We start from the raw sequence: 25361 nt of genomic DNA, 5'->3' as shown, positions 1-25361 counted from the left end.
AAAACAGCCCGCACTCAGTCACGTTCAATGACTTTTGTGACTGCGAACCAGTTTGCAAGCAGGATGACTGCGACAACCAGGATACCGACAGCGCCGAGGTGACTCTTCATGCCTTTATTGAGCATATCCATGACGAAGACACCCAGGTAGCAAAGAGCGATAAACTTGTTCGCTGTGCTGGCCCATTTCTCCCGGGTACTCCACGCAAGGCTTAGAATAGTCACATTGGCGAGGCCATAGGCTGTCGTAACATAGGCAAACACCATCAAACCGTGAGCAGCTGTGTCAGACAGGATGATGTTCATGCCATACATGATGAAGAGGAAAGAGCTGAGGATGCTGATCCCGGATAAGCCATACATCAAAATCGTATCGTGTTTCTTCATAAGAACCCTTGCTATTTAAAGGTGGATAAATTAATCGCAGAAAAAGATTCCATATTTATACAAGTTTCAAAGCCAGAATGCATTGGTTTTCTCTCTGCTACTGCGTTAATTGGCGACGCCAGAGGCTTTCTTGCGAGTTGCCAGGTAGATACCCAGTCCAATCAGAACAACTCCGACCCCGTGATACCAGCCGAAGGCTTCACCGAGAAAAACAACAGCCATCAACCCGCCGAACACGGGCATCAGATGGATAAAGAGGCCAGCACGATTGGCCCCGACCAGTTCAACCCCACGATTGAAGCAAAGGTAAGAAACGATTGAAGGAAAAACCATGACGTAAGCGAGCACCAACAGTGTTGATGGGTTGAGCTCCATACTGGATACGGTTAAGGCCTCCCAGAGGTAGAGGGGAACAAGAAAAATAGAGCCAAGCCAGAAGGTCGTCGCAATAAAAGCCAGGGGATGCGCATGTGGCCGTTTACGCAACATGACCGAATAGCCTGCATAGCATGCAATTGCGGCAAAGACCAAAAGGTCGCCACGATTAAAAGATAAAGATTGCAGTCTTTCAAAATCGCCACGTGCGGTGATCAATACGGCCCCACAGAGCGAAACCAGGATACCAAGACTTTGCAGGCGCGTAACCTTCTCGCGGAAAATCAAAAAGGAAAAGAGCACAATCAGGACCGGCATCATTGATTGCAGCAGAAAAGCATTGATGGCCTGGGTGTATTGCAGACCGCTGTATGCGAGTGTGTTGAAAGCAGCTATGCCAAGGAGAGAAAGAAGAAGGACAGCAGGCCATGCATTGAGCAAAGCTTGACGATCACGCCGTAAATGAGGCAGCGCTGGCCAGGTGACAAGTATTGCGGCACCAACCCAGCGCCAGAAAGCCAGTGCGATGGGCGGGATCTCCGTATGAAAGGCTCTTCCCAGGATAAAGTTCCCGGCCCAGAAGAGGACGGCCAGTGTTAAAAGCAGGTATGGACGGTCTTTGATCCGTGTCATGGCTTAACGCGGTACACAATCAGGCCAGGCTTACCCTGCAGGTATTGAAGTAAGTCTTCGTCAACCACCCGGCCTGTTTCACTGCGTGAAGAGGCATGACGGATGAAGGTTCGTCCCTCACCCTTGACGATGATCCCGGTATGGCTGACATCAAGACCACCAAGGGGGCTGTATATGCCAATATAGTCTCCGGAATGCAGCAGAGAAAGGACCTCCTTATCGACGCTCAAGGTCGGGAGGTAGTCAACCTGCCGTGGCACAACGTCAAGACCAGCCAACCAGAGAGAGCCATCGTCTTTTTGATTGAGGCGTTTATTAACGGACACAGCTTGCCCTTTAGCAACCAAGACAGTAACATCCTCAATCAGAGCATCACCGACAACCCAATCGCTAAAAAAATGTCTGCGTTTTTCGTAGGACACCGTGCCATCAAAGTAGCGAACAGCTTTTAGGTTGTCGGCAAATTCTTCGTAGTTCGAAGAACGACGTAAAGACTCAACGACGTCAAGAAAGGTGAAGCAATCGAATTCAGAGAGGTTAAGAACAAACTCTTCAGGGTCGTTGGGACCGCCCAACAAGGTATTCTCAGCATACGGGGAGTCTTTGAAATGACCGGAGAGTGCAACGATAACGTCGCCAGGCCTATCTGTCTGCTGCGAAGAAAAAATGATTTGCGCGAGGGTGGATTCGTTCCAGGAGCCCAGTTTGACAACCTCGGCATAAGAAGCCAAGGCAAAAGACAAGGTGACACACAACATTAAGAGAGAGACCTTAACCTTCTTAAACAAAAAGAGAAACATCTCAACTCCAGAAATTAAAAAAACAACTTAGGCGTTCAAAAGCCTCAGAAGATAAGCGCCCACCTGTGCCTTGGGAACCTTTGCCAAATCGCGCATCAAAACAAAGGGCACCTGATCAAATCCATACAAGGAACGCAAGTCCTCAGACATACTCATCCAGAGATATGCAGTCATCTCAGCATCAGCCAATGCCCTGTGAAAGGTGCCATCAGTCTGCAGATCCTTGTAGCGCACCAGGGTTTCCAACTTGTGGTTAGGTGCATCGGGATAAACCCTGCGAGAAATCAGCATGGAACAACCAAAGTTATCCCTGGAACCTTGCCCGATAAGGGCAAACTCCGTGTTCAGGAATCGCCTGTCAAAAGAAGCGTTGTGAGCAACCAGCGGCTTATCGCCGATAAAATCGGCAAACGCCCGCATAACCTCGGCAGCATCGGGCGCAGCCTGCACCATCTGGTTGGTAATCCCGGTGTAATTTTCAATAAATTGACTCACGCGAACGCCGGGATTCATCAAGCTTTGAAAGCGTTCCAGAATCTGCCCTCCCCTGATCTTTACGGCACCGATTTCTATCGCTCGGTCACCGTAATCGGGAGAGATTCCAGTGGTTTCAAAGTCAAGAACAACGATAGTTTCCTGGTGGGTTGATTGCATAAAAGAGTTATAGAGGGCTGTGGTTTATTTGGCAAGAATTTATGACGAACAATGCGACATCGAGGCTGACAAACAAGTCCCTGACCCGCTTGAAAAACAGGGGGGAAAACCTTTAATGTCGCTGTACGACCACCAGTTGGCACAAGGAGGCCATAAACTAGCGGAGAAAATAGCCAACCACCTGCCAGCGATTATCATCGCCGAGTAGAAGTGTAATGGTTTCAGTGACCCGTTCTCTCAGCTCAAACTTTGAGACAAAAGTCATCACCACGTACTCACCCGAAGGCACATCACTGGCATCGTCAGTATAAGCGATGTTCTGCTGCACCCTTTCAATAATAGGGCCGAGAAAAGTACGCAACTCTGAGATTTTCTCACTCCACGCCTGCTGAGTCAGCATTTTCTGTAAAACTGCTGATGAGACCTCCCAGCTTTCTGCGTACTCTTCCGTATCAACCAGAAAGAGAAACTCTGCAGCAGCCAACACTGACTTCTCAGCAACATGCTGACTCGGAGTTTTATTTAAAACCGGCATCACAATCAAGAGAATGCTTGTAAAGAGCAGGCACAGATGAATCTGCGCGTGCTGGGAAATTGCTTTAACATTGATCATGTCAGCCTCCTGTAACAATCAAGAGGAAGAAGCGTTGTGTTTGTATTAATTCTAAGCTGGTCAAGCCGATGGGGCAACCGGGGTGGTGCAGATTTCAAGAAAAAACGTAATTTGATAAAACCTCTTTACTGTATGGGGTTAGCTGGTTTCGCGAAGTAAAACATTAGGGGTGGTTTTAGAACAGAAGCATGGTTCGATATTGGTGGCTCACAAAACTAAACCAGAACCGGCGGTTCGCGTACCGCCAGACGCCATACTTTTGCCCGGCAGCAAAAGTATGCAAAAAAGCCTTCTCCTAGCGGAGAGCATATTCTTTTGCCTGGTTTCAGTGGCTTTTAATTACGGAAGAGAATGGAATCCGGCCCGGTTCAGGGGGCCTCTCGACTCTTCTTTTTAGCAGCAAGAAGATAAACTATACCGAACGTGAAGCAAGCACTGCTGGAGAGGTCCACAAGGGCCTCGGGCTAAGGGGGGAAGCGTAGGCTATCAAAAATCAAAAAGCTCACCCTGCTTCCATGCAGGCTGATCCTTATTCCCCCGATCAACGATCTGTCGCGCAGCCAACCAGAGCTCACGGGTCAGCTCAATATCGTACTGAGAATCGTGCAAACGGCTGTCATCAACATCAATACCGCAATGCTTTGCAACCGTCGCCAACTTGAAGTTGCTCAGATCGGCACGCGTCTCCTGTAGAATCTGCGCCCAAACCAGCATAACGTCAAGACAGGGATACCAGAACCAGCTACCAAAGAAACGGTCACCATTCTTCTCCCAGAAACGCCTCATAAAAGGCATATCAAAGCTATGGGCGTTGTAACCGACAAACTGAAACTTGTCAGACTTGTCATACTGACTGGCGTATTTTGAAAACATCGTCGAAAGACGCACATAAATATCTTTGGGGTCCTCAAACAGCTGGCCGGGGACCGCAAGGTGATCAGGATGATCGGGTGGCAGGAACTGTCTTCGGTCCATGCCGGTCACTTCCAGGGCCGCCATTTCGATTGCATCCTGAGGATACGGGCGCACAAAATAATCGAAAGACTCTTTGACTTCGTCACCGATTTGCACGCAACCGGAGATCTGGGTCAGGCCATTACGTTCCGGATTCACACCGGTCGTCTCAACATCGATAAAGATCAACTTCTGTTCGGACATCTTTGCAGAAACCTCTGGGAATGGAAGTTAACAGGACAACAGCCTGCAATCAGTTAAAGTGGCAAACGACGAGCTCTTACAAAAGGCTGGCACCCGTTATATTCAAAAAATTTTCAGTCAGGATGCCGCGCGGCAAGACCTTCTCACCATAAAGGACCCTGTCGCCTTCCTTGATATAGATCTCAACGTCAGGATTGCCATTTGTGTGGGGGAGTTTAATGGCAACGACTTTGTAATTTTCCGGGAGCTCATCCAAAGGCGCCTCTGAATTCATTAGCCTGAAAGCATTCACCACGCCAAGGGCGGTATCTTTGCCTGCTTCAGAAACACCCTGGACACCCGCCTGGATACAAGCCATAAGGTAATTCTTGGTGAAATTTTTGGTGTTTTTGCTTCGCGACAAACAGCCGCCCGTCATTTCGATGTTATCGAATGCCGAATCTATCTCACCATTTTCAACAGCAGCAACCACATCAGAGACGAGAGAACTTAAAATGGCCGGCGTCCAGTTTTCTGGTTTCACTTTGTTCATCACTGGATATTAACGGAGACTGTTTATAAGAGCAACAGAATCAGAAGAAAACGATCAATACAGAATCGCAGTTTTCTTTGCCCTCTTCGTAAAGCCACCTCGAGATAAAAAAATGTCAGGGCAAGGGCTCGTCAGTATAAGCGACACCAGCTTCTTCCGATTTATGAAGAGGAAGTTCTTTGCCATCACGCACGTCAGAGACCCAGTCGGGGTTAAGCAGAATTGATTTGCTGCTCAAAGCGATATCAGCAAATTCAAGGGCCTCCTCAGCGCTTTTTCGATCGTAAATCTGCCCGCAAATCATGAGTGGCAAGGGAGTCACTTCCCGGGTCAATTGCGACATGGTCTGATCCGTCCCAAAGGCCTTGTCTTTGAAGTTGTAAGTGGACAAAGAGATGGCGTCGATGGGAGTTCTGACCAACAAACCGATCATCTCCTGCCAGTCCTCAGCGCTGTCGAAAAGAGAAACCTCCATATCAGCGATCCCCCAGTTGGAAACACGGAAAGTCAAAAGGCGATCTTCCGGCATGACCAGAGCGACAGCGTCAATCACTTCACGGGCTAAACGAAAGCGGTTCTCCACAGAACCCCCATAGCTGTCATCACGTTGATTTGAATAGCTCGAGAGAAACTGGTTGATCAGGTAACCATGCGCACCATGAATCTCGACACCATCAAAACCTGCCAATACGGCCCCTTTGGCCGTTTCAACAAAACCGTTAATGACATGATCGATATCAAACTGACTCATCTCTTCAGGCAAGGGGTAGGCTTTCCCGGTCATCGGATTAAGCTGTTTGGGAGCAATACGGCTCGGAGCAATCGAGCGTTCGGCAGGATTGACCTCAGGCCAAGCCATGCGGCCACAGTGGAACATCTGCATAATAGAGATGCCGCCATGGTCACGTATGTCCTCGACAACAGAACTCCAGGCATCAATCTGTTTCTGGGTAACCATCCTTGATTGTCGGGGGTACCCCTGACTGCTCTCGTAATCGGTGACGATTGCCTCTGTATAAACAATCGATGCGCCCTTTTCCGCCCGACGAACCAGAAAATCAAAGACATCCTGGCGTGGGATGCTGTCTCCCGGCGAAGACATGCGGGTCATGGGTGCGACACCGAGGCGGTTGCGCAGGGTAAAGCTTTTCAACTGAAATGGAGAAAAAAGAAGATCGCTAGACATAGAGTTTCCCTTCGTTGATAAGTTTAATCATCTATATTGGCCGATTAAACTATAGCGGATAGTCTGGCATATAAAAGCTCTGGCAGGGAAAATCATGAAACAGGAAGGGCACATAACTGGATTCACGCAGAGGCGCAGAGACCGCAGAGAAAGTCATGGGGAGATGAAAACCCTGACTCTGCAGTATCTACGTCTCAAGTGAGTATAGCGAACGGGCGTAGGACAGATTTTTCTTTTGGCTGGCTGATATTCCTGTTTCTCCACCATAATCAGTATATTTACAACGCTACAAAGTTTAACTTAAGAGACACAATAATCCGGTTTTGTGGCAAAATAGCTCTCATGCACAAACCTTCCACACAACTCCCCGTCGAAACCATACTGGACGAACTCAGCGACGCCTTGAGCACAAGAGGAACAGCCGTCCTTCAAGCCCCCCCAGGGTCAGGGAAAACCACCCGTGTGCCGACGGCGTTACTCGATAAGGCCTGGCTGAAGGGTCAATCAATCTTAATGCTCGAACCACGCCGGCTGGCCGCAACCAATGCAGCTCGTTACATGGCGTCCCTACGCAATGAACCGGTCGGTGACAAGGTTGGCTACGCGATTCGTTACGAACGCAAAGTCAGCGCTCAAACCCGCCTGGAAGTGATCACCGAAGGACTCTTGATTCGACGTCTGCAGAGCGATCCCGAGCTGAAAGGTGTCGGGCTGGTGATCTTCGATGAGTTCCATGAACGTAGCATGCAAGCCGACACGGCCCTGGCCTTCTGCCGCGAAGCTCAGCAATGCTTGCGGGAAGATTTACGCATACTGGTCATGTCTGCAACGCTCGATGCTGATCCCCTGTCACAAATGCTGGACGATTGCCCGATCATCACAGCCAAAGGCAGATCCTTTCCGGTTGCTGTCGATCATCTCAGCGATATGGAGCGTCACAGGATTGCCGAAAGCACCTGCCTTGGCGTTCGTCATGCGCTGCAAGAGACGACCGGTGATATCCTTGCTTTCCTCCCCGGAACCGGCGAGATCAGACGCTGTCACGAACAACTCAAAGAGCTATCCACGAAAATAGATTTACGCCCACTCTATGGAGGGCTCCCCTTCGTTGACCAGGAAGCAGCCATTCTTCCCGGCAAACGGCGTCGCGTCGTCTTGGCCACCAATATTGCCGAGACCAGTTTGACGATCGAAGGAATCGAAAGCATCGTCGACTGCGGCTGGGAGCGTCGACCTCGCTTCGACGCAGCACGAGGCATGACCCGACTGGAAACAGTGCGTATTTCCCGTGCCAGCGCAGAACAACGCGCCGGTCGCGCCGGCCGGCTGAAACCAGGCAGATGTTTTCGGCTCTGGTCAGAGGGCACCCACGGCACCCTGCTGCCCTTCGCTCCTCCTGAAATTCGCCAGGCAGACCTGGCTTCGCTGGCCATGGAGCTCGCTCAGTGGGGGGCTCACGAAGTCGCAGAACTGAAGTGGCTGGACCAACCCCCGACCGGGCACCTGGCTGCAGCCCGAAAACTGCTGTCAACCCTTGGGGCGGTGGATGACGATTTCAGATTAACGCCCCTGGGGCAAAGGATGTCACGGTACCCGACCCACCCTCGCCTGGCTCGACTGCTGGTCACGGGTGTTGATATGAACTGTCACGGCCTTGCCAGTGACCTGGTCGCCATTCTTTCAGAGCGTGATCTCATGCACAATTCACGGCACGCAGCGACCACAACCAGCGCAAGTGACCTGATTGAACGCCTTGAAATTCTACGACGAGACCGTTCCCCGAGAACGGCCGCTGTTAGAAGAGCTGCAAGCTACTGGAGGAAGTTGACCAAAGCAGGCAACGATCGAAGTTATGACACAGAGGAGATCGGCAGGCTTCTGGCCAGCGCCTACCCGGACAGGATAGCGCTCAGACGAAAATCTGGCAGCGACCGTTTCCTGCTAAGTAATGGCCAGGGCGTCACGCTGGCGAACGCGTCTGTGGTGCGTGACTCTGAATGGCTGGTCGCAACGGAACTAGTGAGTCGAAATAATAGTGAAGAAGAGATCAGCCTGGCCAGTGCCCTGGATTACAACACGATTGAAGAGTTGTTCGGAGATCAGCTTGAATGGCAACGCGAGGCCGGCTGGGATGACCAGGCTAACCGCGTGCTCGTACGTGAGGTCCGCAGGTTGGGAGCAATCCTTCTGCAAGAGCGCCCTGCAACAGCAACCACGGACGACACCATCCCCGCCATCTGCGATTTAATACGGCGCCAGGGGCTCGAAATCCTCCCCTGGACACGTGCTACGCGACAACTGCAGGCACGAGCCGCCTTTCTGCACCAACAGCTGCCAGGGGAATATTGGGACGATTGGTCAGATCAAACGTTAAGCGCAACCCTTGAGGCTTGGCTCACGCCCTTCCTTCCGGGGGTGAGCCATCGAAACAGCCTGAAACGCATCGATCTCGCAGCAGCCTTGAAAGCCAGGATCGGTTGGCAGAAATTGCAGAAGCTCGACCGAATGGCTCCTGAGAAACTTGCGGTTCCGAGCGGATCAAAAATCAGGATTGATTACAAGACAGGAGAGTTGCCGGTTCTGGCCGTCAAACTTCAGGAGCTGTTCGGGCTCGCTGCAACCCCCAGGCTTGCAGAAGATCGTATCCCGGTCGTCATCCACCTGCTCTCTCCGGCGGGTCGACCTTTAGCAGTGACACAAGACCTGAAAAGTTTCTGGGACACCGTTTACCCCGAGGTCAAAAAAGAGATGAAAGGTCGGTATCCCAAACACCCATGGCCGGACAACCCCTGGGAGGCGGTGGCGACAAAGAGAACCAGGGGGCGGTGATTTATCTCTGGAGGCTGGAGGCTGGAGGCTGGGGACTGGCGAGCCCTTAACCCTTAACCCTTAACCCTTAACCCTTAACCCCGAACCTCGAACCCCGACCCCCTCTCCATCATTAAGTTCTGATTCTATAACAGAAAAGTCTGAAAAGCATTGCCTGTCCACAGGAAGAGTGATATAGATTTGCAGCGCTAAACCACGGGGTTGTGCCCCTGTGGTTTTTTATTTTTTCTACTCCGCTTATTTCGAGGAACAATAGACCCCATGATCAGTGCTTCAAATATCTGTTTGGCCTACGGCAAACGGACCATTTTCAAGAACGTTAATATCAAATTTACTCCAGGCAACTGTTACGGCCTGATCGGTGCCAACGGCGCCGGCAAATCGACTTTTCTCAAGATCCTTGCAGGAGATATAGACGCCGACAAAGGTGAAGTCAGCATCGGCAAAGGCTTGCGCCTGGCTGTTTTGCGTCAGGATCAATTCGCCTTTGACGAAGAGACCGTCTTTAACACGGTGGTCATGGGCCACGAACGACTTTACTCCGTTATGACCGAGCGTGAAGCGATCTACTCCAAAGGCGAGTTCACCGAGGAGGACGGCGTCCGTTCAGGTGAACTGGAAGCTGAGTTTTCCGACATGAACGGCTACGAGGTAGAATCTGAGGCCGCCGTGTTACTCAACGGCCTGGGTATCCCAGAGGAACTGCGCCACAAGAAGATGAAAGAACTCGAAGGCGGTGAAAAGGTTCGCGTTCTTCTGGCCCAGGCACTGTTTGGCAACCCCGACGTTCTGTTGCTCGATGAGCCGACCAACAACCTCGACCTCAAATCGATCAAATGGCTGGAAGAGTTTCTCGGCCGCTTTCAGAATACTGTCATCGTCGTTTCCCACGATCGGCACTTCCTGAACCAGGCATGTACCCATATCTCTGACATTGACTTCGGTACGATTCGCACCTATGTCGGCAACTACGACTTCTGGTACGAAGCGAGTCAGTTGGTTCTTAAACAAAAGCAAGACGCGAACAAAAAAGCCAGCGACAAGGCCAGTGAGCTTAAAGACTTTATCGCCCGTTTCAGCTCCAACGCCTCCAAGGCCAAGCAGGCCACTTCGCGGAAAAAGCTGCTCGACAAGATTGACATCGAAGCGCTGCCCACCTCCTCACGTAAGTACCCCTTTGTTGTTTTTAAACCCGAACGACCCTGTGGTGACATCATCCTGGAGATCAAAGGGCTGAGTAAAAGCGTTGATGGCGTCAAAGTTATCGACAACCTGGACCTGATCGTCAACAAAAATGACAAGATCGCTTTCGTCGGCGTCAACAGCGTCGCAAAAACCACGCTTTTGCAAATTCTTGCCGAGGAGATCAAACCCGACAGCGGCAGCTTCCGCTGGGGCGTAACGATTACCAACTCTTATTTTCCTAAAGAGAACAGTTCTTACTTTAAAAACGACTTAAACCTGATCGAATGGCTTTGCCAGTACCCTCCACACGAGGGAGAGAGCTTCGCACGGGGTTTTCTCGGCCGCATGCTCTTCTCCGGAGATGAAGCGACCAAAAAGACCAGCGTTCTCAGCGGTGGAGAAAAGGTGCGTTGCATGCTCTCCAGGATGATGCTGAGCAATGCCAACGTGCTCATGTTCGACGAGCCGACCAACCACCTCGACCTGGAATCCATTACCGCTCTTAACAACAGCCTGATCAACTTCTCCGAAGTGATCCTTTTCACATCCCATGACCATAAGTTCGTCTCAACAATTGCCAACCGGATCGTTGAATTCACCCCGGGCGGCGTTATCGATCGTGTTATGGGCTTTGAAGAATATCTCGAAAATACCGACATCAACGCTCTACGCGAGCAGATGTGTAATGGTGAAGCGGACCTGAAGCTTTAAAATGATTTTCATAAAAACAGACCCGAGACGATCATTATTGAACGCAGCCAGAAGTCGGTGCCTGAGGCCATAGTGAGAGACAACCTTTGGCTACAGAGACACAGATGACACAGAGAATTCTAAAAAACAATCAGGTGTGCTTTGTGCCCTCTGTGTCTCTAGTGAGAGAATCGAACGGGTAGCAAAGAGAATTATTAGTCCTGACAATAGCTACTGGAGTGAATTAGAAAACCAGAAAGATTTTCACCTTCATTCATAAGCTCTTAGCTTATCTTTGTTAAAGCTTTAGTTACTCTTATTGTAGCCTGAAAAACCTCTCTCAAGTTTACCCTCAAAAGGATCCTTAATGGCTCTAAGCGCCACCATCTTCAAAGCAAATCTCCAGGTATCAGACATGAACCGGCACTACTATGCCGACCATCAGCTGACCCTGGCCAGGCACCCGTCTGAAACCGACGAGCGCATGATGGTGCGATTGCTGGCCTTTGCCCTGCATGCTGATGAACACCTGAGCTTCACCAAGGGCTTATGTGTCGATGACGAGCCGGCCCTCTGGCAGAAAAGCCTGAGTGATGAGATTGAATTATGGATAGATGTCGGCCTGCCCGACGAAAAACGCGTGCGCAAAGCCTGCAGTCGTGCCATGCATGTTTGCCTGTATATCTATGGGGGCCGCAACGCAGACCTGTGGTGGCAGAACAACGCGCCCAAGCTACAACGTTTTAACAATTTGACCGTTATAGAAATTCCCGAAGCAAACTGCAGTGAGTTGGCAAACCTGGCGACGCGAACTATGCAACTGCAATGCACGCTTCAGGATGGCGAAATCTGGTTGAGTTGTGAGGATCAGACCCTTACCGTGACCCCCCTGGTACGTAAAACTCAAGGATGAGAAAGAGCCCACAGCTTTATTTTTGCATTACAAGGCTGTGGTTCTATACTGGTTAAACACGCCTCTCATGCTCAGGAAAGCTATGGACTCAACCTTCAACTGCCGCTGCTGCGGTCAATGTTGCCTTACTCTCATCGACGCATACAATGGTTGCGTCAGTGATGAAGACCTGGAGCGTTGGCGCCAGTCTGGTCGCGATGACATCCTGGCCTGGGTCAAGACCCTCGATTTGGGACCAACGAACAAACTTCACACGGCCTGGGTGGACCCTGAATCAGGAGACGATGTCGAACGTTGCCCCTGGCTTATCGACCGACTCGATCAAAAAGGCCATCTGTGTGGTATAGAAGAGGTAAAACCCGACCATTGCCGGGCCTACCCAGAGCATCAGAGCCACGCCGAGTCAACGGGGTGCAAAGCATTTGTAAAAGATAAAACCTAACCTGTTCACTGTTCACTGTTCACTGTTCACTGTTCACTGTTCACTGATTACTGATTACTGATTACTGATTACTGATTACTGATTACTGACAACTGCCCCACTGGAGCTATAAACGCATGAAAAAGCCTTTGACCAGCAAAGACCTGTACGTAGCAGACATTCCCTTCGAAGCAGAGGAAGAGGATTTACACAAACTCTTTTCCCTCTGCGGCAAGGTCCGTTCCATTCATATGGTCACCGATGAGAAGTCAGGATTATTCAAAGGCTGTGCCTTTGTCCACATGACAACAGCAGCAGAAGCAAAAGACGCCATCAACACAATCGACGGCGTCTCCCTGCATAAACGCATCATCAGTGTTACCGAAGCTTTGCCAAGAAGAACTGCGACCCCGGCGACAAAACCGGCGACTAAAAAACCACAAAGATCACGTCGCCCACCCAAACGTCGCAAATAGATTGCACTGGCAATGAAAAGGGCGCTCCTTAACGGAAAGCGCCCTTTTCATTTGGCTCTGTTCGCGTTCTGAGTTGATTGACTTGATCATGGAAATTTCGCCCCCTCGGAGGTCCAGTTCTAATATTTCTCTTTGCAACATTTTTATTGACAGAGACATTAAATAAGACCTCTAACACACAAAATCATGGCCACCTGGGTCAAATCTGGGTGGCCATTTCTTTTCGTTTAGTTTTCTTAAAAAGTTTACCAAATGATGACATCTTGACGAGTTGCGCTATCATTTTCAAAAGAGTAGTAAGTTGGGGGGTAATATGTTTGCGGTTCGATCCATTATTCTGCTTCTGATACTAATATCTTCTGTCGGCGTATTCGCTTTGGAGGCTGAAGCTGAAGCCAGGCCTGCCGCTCTTGAGCTTGACCAGCTTTCGTCTGAATGCTTGTCCTGCCACGAGGATATAGATGAACCGAAAAATAGATTTCATGGTGGGCATATCACAGGCAGACCTTATGAAGACGATATTGAAGCTGGCGAGAAGTTTCGCAGGGCGTCTTTTCTTCCACCAGAGCTAGTTTTGGTGGAAGGTAAAATAACTTGTGCTACCTGTCACGGCTTGGATCCACATGACGGTCAAATTCTTGTAATTGACAATCGAGGAAGTGCCTTATGTAATTCGTGTCACAATCTGTAGAACAAGAGATTGTCCAAACAAAACCCTCAGATTTACGATTCCCAAGATGAAGACAACCGTCTCATTGAACGCTCTTCAGGTTCAATATCTTTGATAAACCAATTTCACAGGATAGCTCTTGAACGTGGAGGCCTCCATGAGTGGTATACGAACCCTGGGGAAACTGATCGATGAGGTGGCAGAACTCACAGGAGAACAGAGGCGTATCCTCTGGTTCCGAGGCCATCGCTCGAGCAAATGGCATGTCCAACCAGCTATCTGGCGGGACTACGACCATGACGATGAACGCAACTTCACAAATCGATTTTGTGCACGAGCAGGCACGAAGCATTCTGGCGTACCCCGTTATGACGATGTAGCATCGTGGTTGAGCCTGATGCAACATTACCGGCTTCCCACACGATTGCTCGATTGGTCGCGATCCCCGCTGGTTGCTCTCTACTTCGCCCTGGAGGACTACATATATAATCCCCATGTCTCCGCTGAGGATGCCGTGATATGGATCCTTGATCCACATGCGCTTAACGAACACGAGACAGGCAAAGCCATCACACCATCACTCGACGCGAAGATGTGTCACGGAATGGTTGCTGCCGCATTCACGGACAAGTCTTCTGAAAACCAGAAGGTTCTTTCTGTCATGGCTGCTGAAACCGACATGCGTATGTCCGTCCAGCAGGCGTGCTTTACGATTCACTCTTTCGATGGTCCTCTCGACACGCATGAGACGTACAATAAGTTTCTTACTGCGATGTGTATTCCCTCTGATGCCGTTCGCTCCATGGCCCATGCGATTGATGTCTGCGGCTTCAGGAAGGGCGACATCTTTCCTGACTTGGATCACTTGGCTGACGAACTTAAGGGCATTTGGCCACCGCGAAGAAGATGAGCTGAATTACCATAAACGAGTCTAACCAAGCACCGCCAAAACTTGCTGTTGAGGTTGCAGGAACATCTTTCTCATAACTCACACCCTCCGTGTCAGCAAGATTTTCGCATTTCTGTTAGTTTGACTGCATCAAATCAATGTGAGAGGATTTCTGAGAATTTTAAAGTGTGTCAGCGGTGGAGTTTTTAGGACTAAAATGATTTTGTCTATGACCAATATTTCCTTCAGAGTGCCTTCACATGGTTGAAGATCCAATGACTTTAATGGCTGGAGTGGTTATGATTTTCACCCATGTCTGGATGGCGATCATGGCAAGGGATGATTCCAGAGCAAAAGGCTTTGAGGCGCTCCTGTTTTTGTGTTGTCCGCCATTTGCCCTCCTGTATTATATGCGATTGCCAAAAAGGAAGAGGAATAGGGTTGATTACCTGCACTGGATATTTCTAGCGTCTACGACTGTTGTTATATACAGGGTCTCCTAGAAATCACGACTTCTGAGGCAAAATCAGCTTCTTATCGAACTCTATCACTCAGGCATTTGACCTCTAGTTGACCACCTTATGAGCATTCTAGTATAATACGAACAGGTAGGCGTTTACTGCCTGCCTGATTAAACCCTATTGCCCCGTAACTCCCCTCCTTGTTACGGGGCTTTTTTCTTATCAGTCACTTTGGAAGAATCTCTCCCAGGACAGCCGGCACATCATAAATGAAAAAAGATGTTTTCATCTATATGCGCTTCTGATAGCTTGAGATATGTAAGTTGATTTTAGATACAATCCACTTCAAGTTTTTCCCTTGTTTCGGTTAGAAGTCTGCAATGACCTTTTTTCAAGGAGGCGTATATGCCTGAGCGAAGAGGCCTAAGAAGAGCGGGACAGAATCCTATCGAAGTCATCATGAGCGATGGCACTCATCACCATTTTACTCCACAAGTTCTCGACGTCCTCCTCGAAAACAATCGCGTGATAAAATTCAGAAGAGAATCTGGTTGGGTCGCGGTTGGAGTAGATCCGATTCGAGTCAAGTCAAGACGTGAGGCCTCACACCTGTTCAACGGTCATGAACGGCGGGCTATCAACTGAGCCACTGACACATCAAGCACAAAACCATTCATCATGAACGGCTGATAGCTGGTTCCAGAGTCACTTGTGTTTCGTGACTTCTGTGTTGAAGGGATGAATGGTTAGCAATACGACTTCTGGACAACGGGGAGTCTTTCCTAATTATCACCATTTATAAAACACGAAAGCCTTCAATCTCCGGATCGAAGGCTTTCTTACATTACAGGCCTCCTGAATCTGTCGGGGTGGTCATGACTGTTTGTCAGGCAACTCAGGATACAGGCCAATTGGAAACATCCTGGAGGAAAGGACTGTGGATAGCCGTGGGCGGGGACGATTGTTTCGCGCTGATGAAGCCGGATCTGGGTTATGAACCAGGCCTTTCGGTTGGTTGGTCGCTGCGGGGAATGCCGATCAGGTAGGTGAGCGGGGGCAGCCCGCGGTCGGAGGGCTGTTCGCCGATCTGCCAATTGTAGCCACTCTCCCCAAGACGAGCGACAATGCCGCGCAGTTCTTCGGGCTTGTAGGTGCGAAGACAGGAAACAATTCCGTCAAACAGAGCCAGCAACGGTACCAGCGGAACCAGGTAGACCCAGAACAGGCATGACAGGCGAACAGGCCGGCAGAACGGGATCACCAGCAACACGGCCAGGGGCGTCAGCAACACCAGAAACAGAGCCAGAAACGACCTGTGGCTCAATTCAAACAGTGCAATCCCCTGCCCTTTCTCCACAGCCTGCCGCAGGATGCGTCCCAGCGCCTCAGGACTGAAATGGTGCCCCGAGGTAAAGAGCGTGTAAAACCCCCGCAGTTGTTCCGGTGGCCTTTGTGCATCGACCGGTTCGGGCCACCAGCCGACCTGTTGCGGATACTGCCGCTGGAGCTCCATGCCCGCATGGGGATTAGGGTACAGGTCCGTCAACGAAAGCTGCAGCGGTAGCCCCAAAGCCTGCTGGAGCGACGGGAAAAAGCGTTGCCAGGGGCCACTGCCACCTGAGCAGAGATCAATGATCCGCCGCGTGCCACAGCGCTTGAGGGCCTCAAGCAGCAAAGGCCGCACTGGCGCATAGGGATCAGCCAAGGCCATCACCGTCTGCAGGAAATCAGTCGTCCCGTTACGCAGGGCTGCGGGGCACCAGGATTGGTCTTCGATCTCCATGAGCTGCAGACGGTTCATATAGAGCCTTTGCCAGGCGGCCGGTCCATTCGACTTGATGTCAAATGGTCGCCGGCCGGTGTAGACAGTCAATTATAGCAGTTCCTTGGCTTTTTGGAGCTGGCGCTTGCAAAGTAGCGGTTTGAATCGTCCCAAAGTTACTAGATACAGGGGCAATAAATCACAACTTCGGAGACGAAAAACGGCTCTTATTGATAGAGGTATTCAGGAAACTAAATAGTCCACAAAATCATGGCCACCAGGGTTCGATCCTTGGTGGCCATGATTGTCAGTAGGTGTTAGTACATTAAATTAAAAAACTATTATTTCTCCTTAACAATCAGCCATTTGTGAGGTTTTTTTGAGCACCTATTTGCTACTGTCAGATCGTACTCTCAAAAGGAGAAGAAACATGTTAGATGTCGGATCGGTAACTTCAACTTGTGAAAACTGCAAACACCAAAATGACATATCTCTGAACTATTTTGTAGGTTCCGATTATCGTCTCAAAAATTTCGTCATAGCTACATGCCGATCATGCAACAGAGACTATATCGTCACGATTGATGGGCCAAAGATCCCGTAGATTTATTCTATTAAATCACGACTTCTGAGATTAAAAACGGCTTCTTGTTGATAGCTAAAATTAAGATAACAAAGTAATGGCCACCTGGATCGATTCCGAGTGACAATTTTCTTTTTGTCAGGTTAGTGAGAATTAAACGTTACGGTCAATCTTGAACAATCAAATCGATGTACGAAGGCAAATAAAAAGCTATCGTTTGACTTTATCTATTGGGGGGATAAAGTTTTTACATCATATTTGATGGTTTCCATGGGGGATGGAAAGAATCAAAATGCAGGACAATACTAGTGCTTATGTTGGCTTTGTGTTGGTCAACAATCTATATTTCTTCTTGATTTTTCTGTTTATCCTCTGTGCATGTGCTCCGGTTGCTCAGCCTATTGTCACGAGCAGGCATTACATAGACCCTGAAAATGAATTTTCTTTTAAAGTTCCTCTCGGTTTGCACGAGATAGATGAAATTCCACAATCAATATCTGAGTCCTCTTCGGTATATAACATTTCAAAAATTAAAGGGGTTTTCATAAATAGAACAGGGGGAATGATCCTTGTCTCGACCGACAGAACTTTTATGGAAACAGACGATTATTATAAAAAACTTCTTTTCCTTAGTTTTTATGATTCCGTGAAGTCTAAATACCTTAATGCGAAACTTCGTGGATCATCAAGTAATTCGGTCTATGAATATTTTCACGACAAAAGTTACGAATATGAGGCCGACCAAACCAACACAAAGCTAAACGACCCAAGATACGAAATGATCATTGATGTAGACTATGACCCGATCGATATTAAAAACTGCAACAACTTTTGCAATGTCCTGAATATAAACGCATCAACTTATAAAAGGCTCAAGAACAAGGGACTCTGGGCCGGTGGAAGAGCGGCGTATGTGAATGCCCCAGGCACACCACCAGTTAATGATTTAGCTGTGAAAGAGATTCAGAGAGTTTTCTTTAGCAATTGTGGTGAAGATGATACGTGTATCACATCAATATCACTATCATCCGACGAATCGACTTTCGCGCAAAACCTTGCTGACTACGAAATCATTATAGGATCTCTCTCCTTTGGCCCCGACACTTTGATTCATTACAATCAGTCCAAGTAAAGGCTTTGCCCACCTTCACCCCTTAGGCTGAAGCAGCTTTTTCTTTCAAGTCACGACTTCTGAGATGCAAATAGCCTTCTTATTGATAGTCGCGAATTCAATTTGCTAGTGGTATTTAAAAAGATCTATAAACCATAAAACTACGGCCACCTGGAAACGGGTAGCCTTTTATTCTTGTCAAGGTATTGAGGGCGCTGGCAACATTGCCTTATCTTGATCAGTCTGACTTTTTCGTAACAACTTCTTAGCCCCCCATCTTTGACCTCAACTAATTATCAGGTAAAATTGGAAAAAACTTATTTTGTGTGATTTTCTTTGACCTCCTGGGGGGAGAAATCATGAACAAAAGTTGCCATTATTTGCACCAAATTTGTGTTTTTGCCGTTATCTTCGCTCTACTATTTGTCAGCTTTGCTGTAGCTGCTGAGTCATACCACGGCGACGTTAAAAGCAAAACCTTCCATAATGCAGATTGCCGGGACTTTAACTGTGAAAGCTGTGTAGAGATCTTCGAGACTCGTGAGGATGCTATCGAGATCGGCTATCGCCCATGCAAGAAATGTAAACCATAATTCCTATATCCCGGTCTATGCAATTCTTGAATTTCAGGCAACCTAAAAACTGGCACGATGACTCCATTATCAGAGCTCAAAATTCTGGAGGATGATTTCTTGGGATCTCAGCCTTCCACACCTTATGTAGTTAACTAAATTCAAAAAAAACATATGTTATCTATTAGCTTCGTCGGAACGCTAACAGAGCTAAATATATTTGAGTTGTTTAAGTTGTGATAATCTTCAACAAATTATGGCTTATGAAACAAAGAGATGGGAGAGACAAATGAAGAACATCTATATTCTTGTTGCTTGCTTTCTGTTGGGATTATTTCAAGTAGTCTTTGCTGATGATTATCGCACTAAATCCTACGATGATGAAAATTACAATCATGGACGGATTAGTGAAGATGATCGATACAGTGAAGATGATCGATACAGTGAAGATGATCGATACAGTGAAGATGATCGATACAGTGAAGATGATCGATACAGTGAAGATGATCGATACAGAGACGATGATCGATACAGAGACGATGATCGATACAGTGAAGATGATCGATACAGTGAAGATGATCGATACAGAGAAGATGATCGATACAGAGAAGATGACCAGTTCAGAGGAAATGAACGATACAGAGAAAATGACCGGTTCAGAAAAGATGATCGATACAGAGAAAATGACCGGTTCAGAGAAGATGACCGGTTCAGAGAAGATGACCGGTTCAGAGAAGATGACCGGTTCAGAGAAGATGACCGGTTCAGAGAAAATGACCGGTATAGAGGAAATGACCGGATCAGAGGAAATGACCGGATCAGAGGAAATGACCGGATCAGAGGAAATGACCAGTTTTGGGAATGAATGCCCAACGATATAAATCGAAAGCCCTCAACATTGGATCCGGGGGCTTTCTCTTATGTGGTCTCCAGTCAAGACGACAAAATGATGGCCACTTGGAGCAACTCTGGGTGACCATTTTCTTATAGGTAAGTACTTCTGAAACGAATTTACTCCGAAACAGGGAGCCCGCAGAATGACTGGAGTTTGACCGCAGGATCTGGCTGGTTTATAAAAATAGTGTATATTACGTAGTGCACGTTTTTAAGCTAAACCGTTTACACCATAATCGAGAAAGTGGATGCAATGGTTGACTGCTTGGATGACACGTCCTACCCCTACCGGTTGAGACACTTCCCTGACTGGCAATATCTGCTACGCGAAGTCTACAATCTCTACCGTTTCAGCTCTGCCGGTGGCAGCTCGCATATTCGTTCACACCAAAAAGAAGTTCGTCATCGATTGTCGCGGCTGCTGAACAATGACCCGCCTATGAAACAGATTCAAGCATCGGAAAAACCTGTCTGTGCACATTTATCAAGGGCGCTCGATAGCGGGCTGTCTTATTCTACGGCCCCACTTGCCCGGGTGATTGAACGTATTCGCGACCAACTCTATTGGGAGTTCGGTTACGAAAAGATGCCACCTGGATTGAGCGATAAGTATGCTTTCTCTGAATTTATGAGCCCCAAAGGTCCAATCGTATCGGAAGAACTGATTCTTGGGTTGGTGTTGTTTGCGCCGGGGACAACCTATCCCACACATAATCATCAAGGGATAAGTGAATCATATTTCTGCTTGAGCGGCGCCATTGCAGAAAATGATGTTGGAGTCTATGCTCCTGGTTCTCTGATTCTCAATCCTCCTGAGCACCCTCATCGGATAACGACCAGTGATCTTGAACCTTCTCTTCTTGCTTATGCCTGGGTTGGTTCACCTGAAAAGTTGGCCAACCCAAAAATGGCATTCATTCGGCAGAGGTCAAAATAAACCTTCACCTTATGGATACTTGATGCACCAAATATCAACACAGAACGCTAACAGAGCCTTTCATTTAAGGGGAAGCTATTTAACACTAGAGACGCGAAGACGCTGAGAGGACCTTTTCGTTACTGGCAAAGGTCACGAACATAAGCATCAGGCTTTGCGTTTTCGGGCCTTTGCGTTTGCTACGGGATTAGCCTTAACCCATGCAGCAGCCTCCATCCCCCAGTTCCAGCTCAAGACCGGGTTTTTACCACTTAAGGGGAAAACCTGAACCCTCATCTCAGGTAAAGTCAAAATCGCACAAGTGTGATTGAACAATGTACTGCCCGGGTTGATGACCAGAGGGTTGCCGAGCTGTTCCGCAAAGACTTGATGCGTATGACCGACAACAAGGACGTCACAGTGGAAATTTCTGAGGCAACATGACCAGGAGTGTCTTTCCTGCTGGATAAGAGCGGCCTTTTCATCCAACAGCTTGATGCCATCCATCAAAGAGTCCGGCGGGCTGGCGTGGACCATGTAAATCATCTTTCCTGCGGCCTTGAACTCAATCACTGCAGGCAGGTTGCCTAGATACGAGGCAGCAACACCTTCATGGTCAAACCCGGAACGTTCAAGCCACCAGAGATCATGGTTGCCCATAACAACGCGACAGCGACTGTCGATCAAAATCTGAACAGTCTCGTCCAGTTGTTTTCCATAACCGGCAACATCCCCAGCACACAAGATCGTCTCAACACCTTCATCCTCGAAGAGGGCAAGAGCCTCCCGTAAGGGCTGCAACGTTGCGTGAACATCACTAATCAGACCAATTTTCATACCCCACCCTGCCCGTACAAATCGTTTCGTTACGGTGACATTATACTATTTAAATTTCAGGGTGCAGGTTTGAGAAGGGACAGCTATTCGCGAAAGGAAAAAACCGCAGGAGATGAAAGGGGGATCATGCCTCCTGGAGTGAGCTAGCAATTCACTCCAGATAGAGGCAAGATATCAAGAAACGGAACGATATTGATGCGGATTACTCTCGCCCGGGCAGTGAGACACCGCAGCTGCCATCACAATAAGGCTCATCACCGGTCAGGCCGCAACCACAGAGAAACACTTTCTGACGACGCTTGACTTTAAATTCCACGGGAGAACTTTCGCTGCCACTGTGAGATTCATCACAAAATGGCTGGTTCTGAGACTTTCCACATTTACACCGATAGTAAGTCCCAGGTTCGAGCGTTATGCCGATCGGCATTCCAGCATCATCGTTTTTCATAAAAACTCCTTAAAAGATCGGTAGGAGGAAGGCGGCAAACACCTTCATGGGCAATTAATATTCATGCGCTCTCTGGTTGCTTGCTTTTTGATTTAAACCACGACCCTCATACCGCGTTCCACGCGCCATTACTCAACAAACCAATCATAAATAAATTTACCAACCACACCAAGAACCACAAGCTCGACAAAAGTCATTGCAACCATAACCCAGACTTTGCGTTTACCGCCCTTGAGTCCTTTTTGCAGGAAAGCAGGCATGAACTTGCCAAAGTCCTCACTCATATTCTCCCACGCTTCCGTAAAAACACTGTCTTTTTTTTGGGGAGTTGGTCGACTTTGAGCTTGCGGCTTATTGCCAGAGGATTTCTTTTTTAGTTTCTTCTGTTTACTCATTCTTTTTCCATACTGGGCAGACAGGCATGAGAGTAAATGCTGTTAGTAGAATTGCGCGAGATAAAAACCGCGATATCATAGAACATGATAATGCGGCTAAGGTTATTCGTTAATTCCAGCTTCTGCAACAATTATTACGAATACTCTGAAAGATATAGGACGAAGGGTTTCCTTTTAACGAATCAACAAGTCTCACATTGATATTAGACCCTGTCGAGACATTCGATAAAAAGAGCCGTCAGAAGACACTTATCAGACTGCATGAAGACACTGACGATAAATGAGGAGGTAAATTTATGAGTAACGAGAGCAAATGCCCGGTTACAGGCAGAACAAGTAAAAAGGTCGCCGGCGGTGGCACCTCGAACCGAGACTGGTGGCCGAACCAGTTGAACCTGAATATCCTGCACCAGCACTCTCCCCTGTCCAACCCAATGGGCGAGGCGTTCAACTACGCTGAGGAGTTCAAGAGCCTCGACCTTGATGCCCTGAAGAAGGATATCGTTGAACTGATGACGGACTCCCAGGAGTGGTGGCCAGCCGACTACGGTCACTATGGCGGGCTCATGATCCGGATGGCATGGCACAGTGCAGGCACCTACCGCACCGGCGATGGCCGCGGCGGCGCCTCATCTGGTTCGCAACGTTTTGCGCCGCTCAACAGCTGGCCGGACAACGTCAACCTTGATAAGGCGCGCCGGCTGCTCTGGCCGATCAAGCAGAAATACGGCAAGAAAATCTCCTGGGCCGACCTGTTGATCCTTGCAGGCAACTGTGCACTGGAGTCGATGGGCTTTAAGACCTTCGGCTTCGCTGGCGGGCGCGAGGACATCTGGGAGCCGGAAGAAGACATCTACTGGGGTTCTGAAGACGAGTGGCTTGGAGACACGCGCTATAAAGGCGACCGTGAACTCGACAATCCACTCGCAGCCGTGCAGATGGGCTTGATCTACGTAAACCCTGAAGGACCGAACGGAGAGCCTGACCCGGTCGCATCGGGCCGCGACGTGCGCGAGACTTTTGCGCGCATGGCGATGAACGATGAAGAGACCGTCGCCCTCATCGCAGGAGGACACACCTTCGGCAAATGCCATGGTGCCGGTGATGCCGCTCATGTCGGACCCGACCCTGAAGCTGCCGGCATCGAGGAACAGGGCCTCGGCTGGAAGAGCAGTTTCGGCAGCGGCAAAGGCGCCGATACCATCAGCAGTGGCATCGAGGGCGCCTGGAAACCGAACCCGATCAAGTGGGACATGGGCTATCTAAAGGTCTTGTTCAAATACGAATGGGAGTTGCTCAAGAGCCCAGCGGGCGCAAACCAGTGGCTGGCCAAAGACGTGGACGATGAGGACATGGTGGTTGACGCCCACGACCCGTCGAAGAAGCACCGACCGATGATGACCACAGCCGACCTCTCTCTTCGCTTTGACCCGAGATATGAGCCGATTTCGCGTCGATACCACGATAATCCCGAGGAGTTCGCGGACGCCTTCGCCCGCGCCTGGTTTAAGCTGACCCACCGGGACATGGGTCCCCGCTCTCGCTATCTCGGCGCGGACGTGCCGGAAGAAGAGCTTTTGTGGCAAGACCCCGTCCCCGCGGTCACGCACGAATTGATAAACGAGCAAGACATCTCTTCGCTTAAGAGCAAGATTCTTGCTGCGGGACTGTCTGTCTCCCAACTGGTCTCCACCGCCTGGGCGTCGGCATCCACCTTCCGCGGTTCCGACAAGCGCGGTGGGGCCAACGGGGCGCGCATCCGACTCGCCCCGCAAAAAGACTGGGAAGTTAACCAGCCGGCTCAACTGGCAACTGTATTGAAAACCCTTGAGGACATCCAAAAAGAGTTCAACAACGCGCAGTCTGGTGGCAAGCGGGTTTCTCTCGCCGACTTGATTGTTCTGGGCGGATGCGCAGCCGTCGAGCAGGCCGTGAAGAATGCCGGTCATGATCTGTCGGTTCCCTTCACACCGGGCCGCACGGATGCCTCTCAGGAACAAACCGATGTGGGATCATTCGGCGCACTCGAACCGGCGGCGGATGGCTTCCGTAACTACCTCAAAGCCAAATTCTCTGTATCAGCAGAGGAGCTTCTCCTCGACCGGGCACAACTAATGACGTTGACCGCTCCCGAGATGACAGTTCTGGTTGGCGGTATGCGCGTTTTGAACGCCAACTTCGACCAAACTCAACACGGCGTCTTCACCAAGCGGCCAGAGACGTTGACCAATGACTTTTTCGTCAATCTGCTCGACATGGGCACCACCTGGAAGGCAACATCGGAAGCCGACGACGTCTTTGAGGGGCGTGATCGCGCGACGGGCGAACTCAAATGGACCGGAACCCGTATCGACCTGATCTTCGGTTCAAACTCCCAACTCAGGGCCGTCGCGGAAGTCTATGGTTGTGAGGACTCCCAGGAACTGTTCCTGCGCGACTTTGTAGCCGCTTGGGTCAAGGTCATGAATCTTGACCGATTTGATATCGCCTGAGCGCAACAAAAACATTTTAGAGAACTTCTGAAATGGACCCTGCACAGCAAATATGAAGGCAGCCCAACAGATTATTAATCTGTTGGGCTGTTTATTGTGTTCTTAGTTTGTGTCTTTGTATGTTTTGCCTGGTTTTTTACCCCTGTTGCCGCAGCCGATGACGAATGGATTAACGGCGATCAGCAGGGCGAACTGTTTGAGGCGTCAGCCGAGTTTTCGCACTGCCGACGTTCATCTTTTCGACATCGGTTTCCCGCGCAGCGGGCAAGGCATTGGGGCGCATTTTTCTGCTTACTCATTTTGTGCGAGCAAAAAGAGTAAGGCGCCGGCAGGGGGCGCAACCCCTGGGTTTTGTTTTTTGACTTTTTGCTCAGATAGACATGGATTAAAAAGTCGTGGACCCTCTCCATGTAAATACGGATAAGGTCGAAAGCGACGTGTTCATCTTTATTCATAACTGGTGCCGGTCGCGCCCGGCAG

At 49.3% G+C, this 25361-nt stretch carries 23 protein-coding genes; 11 read left to right on the top strand and 12 right to left on the bottom strand.

Annotated features, from left to right (window positions below):
• Positions 1–14 precede the first annotated feature (14 nt).
• The 8 genes from P9J64_01490 to P9J64_01455 all read right to left on the bottom strand — a co-directional run bounded on the left by P9J64_01490 (position 15) and on the right by P9J64_01455 (position 6337).
• Complete coding sequence (locus tag P9J64_01490) at positions 15–386, bottom strand: hypothetical protein (GenBank protein ID MDG5466991.1); 372 nt, start codon at positions 384–386, stop codon at positions 15–17.
• A gap of 105 nt (positions 387–491) precedes the next feature.
• On the bottom strand, positions 492–1394 hold the full coding sequence (locus tag P9J64_01485; GenBank protein ID MDG5466990.1) for a DMT family transporter: 903 nt from the start codon (positions 1392–1394) through the stop codon (positions 492–494).
• Positions 1391–2194 carry a DUF1460 domain-containing protein gene (locus P9J64_01480; protein MDG5466989.1) on the bottom strand — a complete coding sequence of 268 codons (804 nt, stop codon included), beginning with the start codon at positions 2192–2194 and terminating at the stop codon, positions 1391–1393. The genes P9J64_01485 and P9J64_01480 overlap by 4 nt, the downstream gene beginning before the upstream one ends.
• Positions 2195–2221: 27 nt before the next feature.
• Complete coding sequence (locus P9J64_01475) at positions 2222–2848, bottom strand: 3'-5' exonuclease (GenBank protein ID MDG5466988.1); 627 nt, start codon at positions 2846–2848, stop codon at positions 2222–2224.
• A 157-nt stretch (positions 2849–3005) separates the two neighbouring features.
• Complete coding sequence (locus P9J64_01470) at positions 3006–3461, bottom strand: DUF4019 domain-containing protein (GenBank protein MDG5466987.1); 456 nt, start codon at positions 3459–3461, stop codon at positions 3006–3008.
• A 486-nt stretch (positions 3462–3947) separates the two neighbouring features.
• Complete coding sequence (locus P9J64_01465; GenBank protein ID MDG5466986.1) at positions 3948–4619, bottom strand: 3'-5' exonuclease; 672 nt, start codon at positions 4617–4619, stop codon at positions 3948–3950.
• 76 nt (positions 4620–4695) lie between these two features.
• Positions 4696–5151 (bottom strand): hypothetical protein, encoded by a 456-nt coding sequence (locus tag P9J64_01460; protein MDG5466985.1) that lies wholly within the window; start codon positions 5149–5151, stop codon positions 4696–4698.
• 115 nt (positions 5152–5266) lie between these two features.
• Positions 5267–6337 carry an NADH-dependent flavin oxidoreductase gene (locus tag P9J64_01455; protein MDG5466984.1) on the bottom strand — a complete coding sequence of 357 codons (1071 nt, stop codon included), beginning with the start codon at positions 6335–6337 and terminating at the stop codon, positions 5267–5269.
• Positions 6338–6679: 342 nt separating this feature from the next.
• On the opposite strand from P9J64_01455, the gene hrpB reads away from it, so the two are divergent.
• The 7 genes from hrpB (at position 6680) to P9J64_01420 (ending at position 15516) form a co-directional block, all read left to right on the top strand.
• Complete coding sequence (hrpB, locus tag P9J64_01450; protein ID MDG5466983.1) at positions 6680–9166, top strand: ATP-dependent helicase HrpB; 2487 nt, start codon at positions 6680–6682, stop codon at positions 9164–9166.
• A gap of 261 nt (positions 9167–9427) precedes the next feature.
• Positions 9428–11062, top strand: coding sequence for an ATP-binding cassette domain-containing protein (locus P9J64_01445; GenBank protein MDG5466982.1), 1635 nt, complete (start codon positions 9428–9430; stop codon positions 11060–11062).
• Positions 11063–11408: 346 nt separating this feature from the next.
• Complete coding sequence (locus P9J64_01440) at positions 11409–11954, top strand: YaeQ family protein (GenBank protein MDG5466981.1); 546 nt, start codon at positions 11409–11411, stop codon at positions 11952–11954.
• A gap of 82 nt (positions 11955–12036) precedes the next feature.
• Positions 12037–12396, top strand: coding sequence for a YkgJ family cysteine cluster protein (locus tag P9J64_01435; protein ID MDG5466980.1), 360 nt, complete (start codon positions 12037–12039; stop codon positions 12394–12396).
• 116 nt (positions 12397–12512) lie between these two features.
• Positions 12513–12851 carry an RNA-binding protein gene (locus P9J64_01430; GenBank protein ID MDG5466979.1) on the top strand — a complete coding sequence of 113 codons (339 nt, stop codon included), beginning with the start codon at positions 12513–12515 and terminating at the stop codon, positions 12849–12851.
• An 827-nt stretch (positions 12852–13678) separates the two neighbouring features.
• On the top strand, positions 13679–14431 hold the full coding sequence (locus P9J64_01425) for an FRG domain-containing protein (GenBank protein ID MDG5466978.1): 753 nt from the start codon (positions 13679–13681) through the stop codon (positions 14429–14431).
• 845 nt (positions 14432–15276) lie between these two features.
• A complete protein-coding gene (locus tag P9J64_01420) occupies positions 15277–15516 on the top strand; it encodes a hypothetical protein (GenBank protein ID MDG5466977.1) in 240 nt (79 codons plus the stop codon).
• A 346-nt stretch (positions 15517–15862) separates the two neighbouring features.
• Here the strand turns inward: P9J64_01420 and P9J64_01415 are convergent, their stop codons facing one another.
• A complete protein-coding gene (locus P9J64_01415) occupies positions 15863–16672 on the bottom strand; it encodes a class I SAM-dependent methyltransferase (GenBank protein ID MDG5466976.1) in 810 nt (269 codons plus the stop codon).
• Positions 16673–17493: 821 nt separating this feature from the next.
• Between P9J64_01415 and P9J64_01410 the strand changes: the two genes are divergently transcribed.
• From P9J64_01410 to P9J64_01400, 3 genes are all read left to right on the top strand, one after another.
• On the top strand, positions 17494–18348 hold the full coding sequence (locus P9J64_01410) for a hypothetical protein (GenBank protein ID MDG5466975.1): 855 nt from the start codon (positions 17494–17496) through the stop codon (positions 18346–18348).
• Positions 18349–19276: 928 nt separating this feature from the next.
• Positions 19277–19780, top strand: coding sequence for a hypothetical protein (locus P9J64_01405; GenBank protein MDG5466974.1), 504 nt, complete (start codon positions 19277–19279; stop codon positions 19778–19780).
• Between the two features lie 266 nt (positions 19781–20046).
• Complete coding sequence (locus P9J64_01400; protein ID MDG5466973.1) at positions 20047–20730, top strand: dimethylsulfonioproprionate lyase family protein; 684 nt, start codon at positions 20047–20049, stop codon at positions 20728–20730.
• A 147-nt stretch (positions 20731–20877) separates the two neighbouring features.
• Here the strand turns inward: P9J64_01400 and P9J64_01395 are convergent, their stop codons facing one another.
• The 3 genes from P9J64_01395 to P9J64_01385 form a co-directional block, all read right to left on the bottom strand.
• Positions 20878–21546, bottom strand: a complete 669-nt coding sequence (locus P9J64_01395; protein MDG5466972.1) for a metallophosphoesterase family protein — start codon at positions 21544–21546, stop codon at positions 20878–20880.
• A 202-nt stretch (positions 21547–21748) separates the two neighbouring features.
• On the bottom strand, positions 21749–21994 hold the full coding sequence (locus P9J64_01390) for a CDGSH iron-sulfur domain-containing protein (GenBank protein ID MDG5466971.1): 246 nt from the start codon (positions 21992–21994) through the stop codon (positions 21749–21751).
• Positions 21995–22122: 128 nt separating this feature from the next.
• Positions 22123–22389: a hypothetical protein gene (locus P9J64_01385; protein ID MDG5466970.1), complete on the bottom strand. Its 267-nt coding sequence runs from the start codon at positions 22387–22389 to the stop codon at positions 22123–22125.
• Positions 22390–22685: 296 nt separating this feature from the next.
• Here P9J64_01385 and katG point away from each other — a divergent pair, with 296 nt between their 5' ends.
• The gene (katG, locus tag P9J64_01380; GenBank protein ID MDG5466969.1) at positions 22686–24881 is read left to right on the top strand and encodes a catalase/peroxidase HPI; all 2196 of its coding nucleotides are present in this window, start codon (positions 22686–22688) and stop codon (positions 24879–24881) included.
• Positions 24882–25361: the final 480 nt, after the last annotated feature.

It is taken from the genome of Deltaproteobacteria bacterium IMCC39524, assembly GCA_029667085.1.
In the GTDB taxonomy this organism is placed as follows: Bacteria; Desulfobacterota; Desulfuromonadia; order Desulfuromonadales; family BM103; genus M0040.
The sequence above is the reverse complement of the archived record's forward strand: the minus strand, read 5'-3'. Positions and strand labels throughout refer to the sequence as shown.

Coding starts and splice junctions, on each gene's coding strand:
- P9J64_01490 (MDG5466991.1), bottom strand. CDS start 386: ATGAAGAAACACGATACGATTTTGATGTATGGCTTATCCGGGATCAGC.
- P9J64_01485 (MDG5466990.1), bottom strand. CDS start 1,394: ATGACACGGATCAAAGACCGTCCATACCTGCTTTTAACACTGGCCGTC.
- P9J64_01480 (MDG5466989.1), bottom strand. CDS start 2,194: ATGTTTCTCTTTTTGTTTAAGAAGGTTAAGGTCTCTCTCTTAATGTTG.
- P9J64_01475 (MDG5466988.1), bottom strand. CDS start 2,848: ATGCAATCAACCCACCAGGAAACTATCGTTGTTCTTGACTTTGAAACC.
- P9J64_01470 (MDG5466987.1), bottom strand. CDS start 3,461: ATGATCAATGTTAAAGCAATTTCCCAGCACGCGCAGATTCATCTGTGC.
- P9J64_01465 (MDG5466986.1), bottom strand. CDS start 4,619: ATGTCCGAACAGAAGTTGATCTTTATCGATGTTGAGACGACCGGTGTG.
- P9J64_01460 (MDG5466985.1), bottom strand. CDS start 5,151: ATGAACAAAGTGAAACCAGAAAACTGGACGCCGGCCATTTTAAGTTCT.
- P9J64_01455 (MDG5466984.1), bottom strand. CDS start 6,337: ATGTCTAGCGATCTTCTTTTTTCTCCATTTCAGTTGAAAAGCTTTACC.
- hrpB (MDG5466983.1), top strand. CDS start 6,680: ATGCACAAACCTTCCACACAACTCCCCGTCGAAACCATACTGGACGAA.
- P9J64_01445 (MDG5466982.1), top strand. CDS start 9,428: ATGATCAGTGCTTCAAATATCTGTTTGGCCTACGGCAAACGGACCATT.
- P9J64_01440 (MDG5466981.1), top strand. CDS start 11,409: ATGGCTCTAAGCGCCACCATCTTCAAAGCAAATCTCCAGGTATCAGAC.
- P9J64_01435 (MDG5466980.1), top strand. CDS start 12,037: ATGGACTCAACCTTCAACTGCCGCTGCTGCGGTCAATGTTGCCTTACT.
- P9J64_01430 (MDG5466979.1), top strand. CDS start 12,513: ATGAAAAAGCCTTTGACCAGCAAAGACCTGTACGTAGCAGACATTCCC.
- P9J64_01425 (MDG5466978.1), top strand. CDS start 13,679: ATGAGTGGTATACGAACCCTGGGGAAACTGATCGATGAGGTGGCAGAA.
- P9J64_01420 (MDG5466977.1), top strand. CDS start 15,277: ATGCCTGAGCGAAGAGGCCTAAGAAGAGCGGGACAGAATCCTATCGAA.
- P9J64_01415 (MDG5466976.1), bottom strand. CDS start 16,672: ATGAACCGTCTGCAGCTCATGGAGATCGAAGACCAATCCTGGTGCCCC.
- P9J64_01410 (MDG5466975.1), top strand. CDS start 17,494: ATGGAAAGAATCAAAATGCAGGACAATACTAGTGCTTATGTTGGCTTT.
- P9J64_01405 (MDG5466974.1), top strand. CDS start 19,277: ATGATGAAAATTACAATCATGGACGGATTAGTGAAGATGATCGATACA.
- P9J64_01400 (MDG5466973.1), top strand. CDS start 20,047: ATGGTTGACTGCTTGGATGACACGTCCTACCCCTACCGGTTGAGACAC.
- P9J64_01395 (MDG5466972.1), bottom strand. CDS start 21,546: ATGAAAATTGGTCTGATTAGTGATGTTCACGCAACGTTGCAGCCCTTA.
- P9J64_01390 (MDG5466971.1), bottom strand. CDS start 21,994: ATGAAAAACGATGATGCTGGAATGCCGATCGGCATAACGCTCGAACCT.
- P9J64_01385 (MDG5466970.1), bottom strand. CDS start 22,389: ATGAGTAAACAGAAGAAACTAAAAAAGAAATCCTCTGGCAATAAGCCG.
- katG (MDG5466969.1), top strand. CDS start 22,686: ATGAGTAACGAGAGCAAATGCCCGGTTACAGGCAGAACAAGTAAAAAG.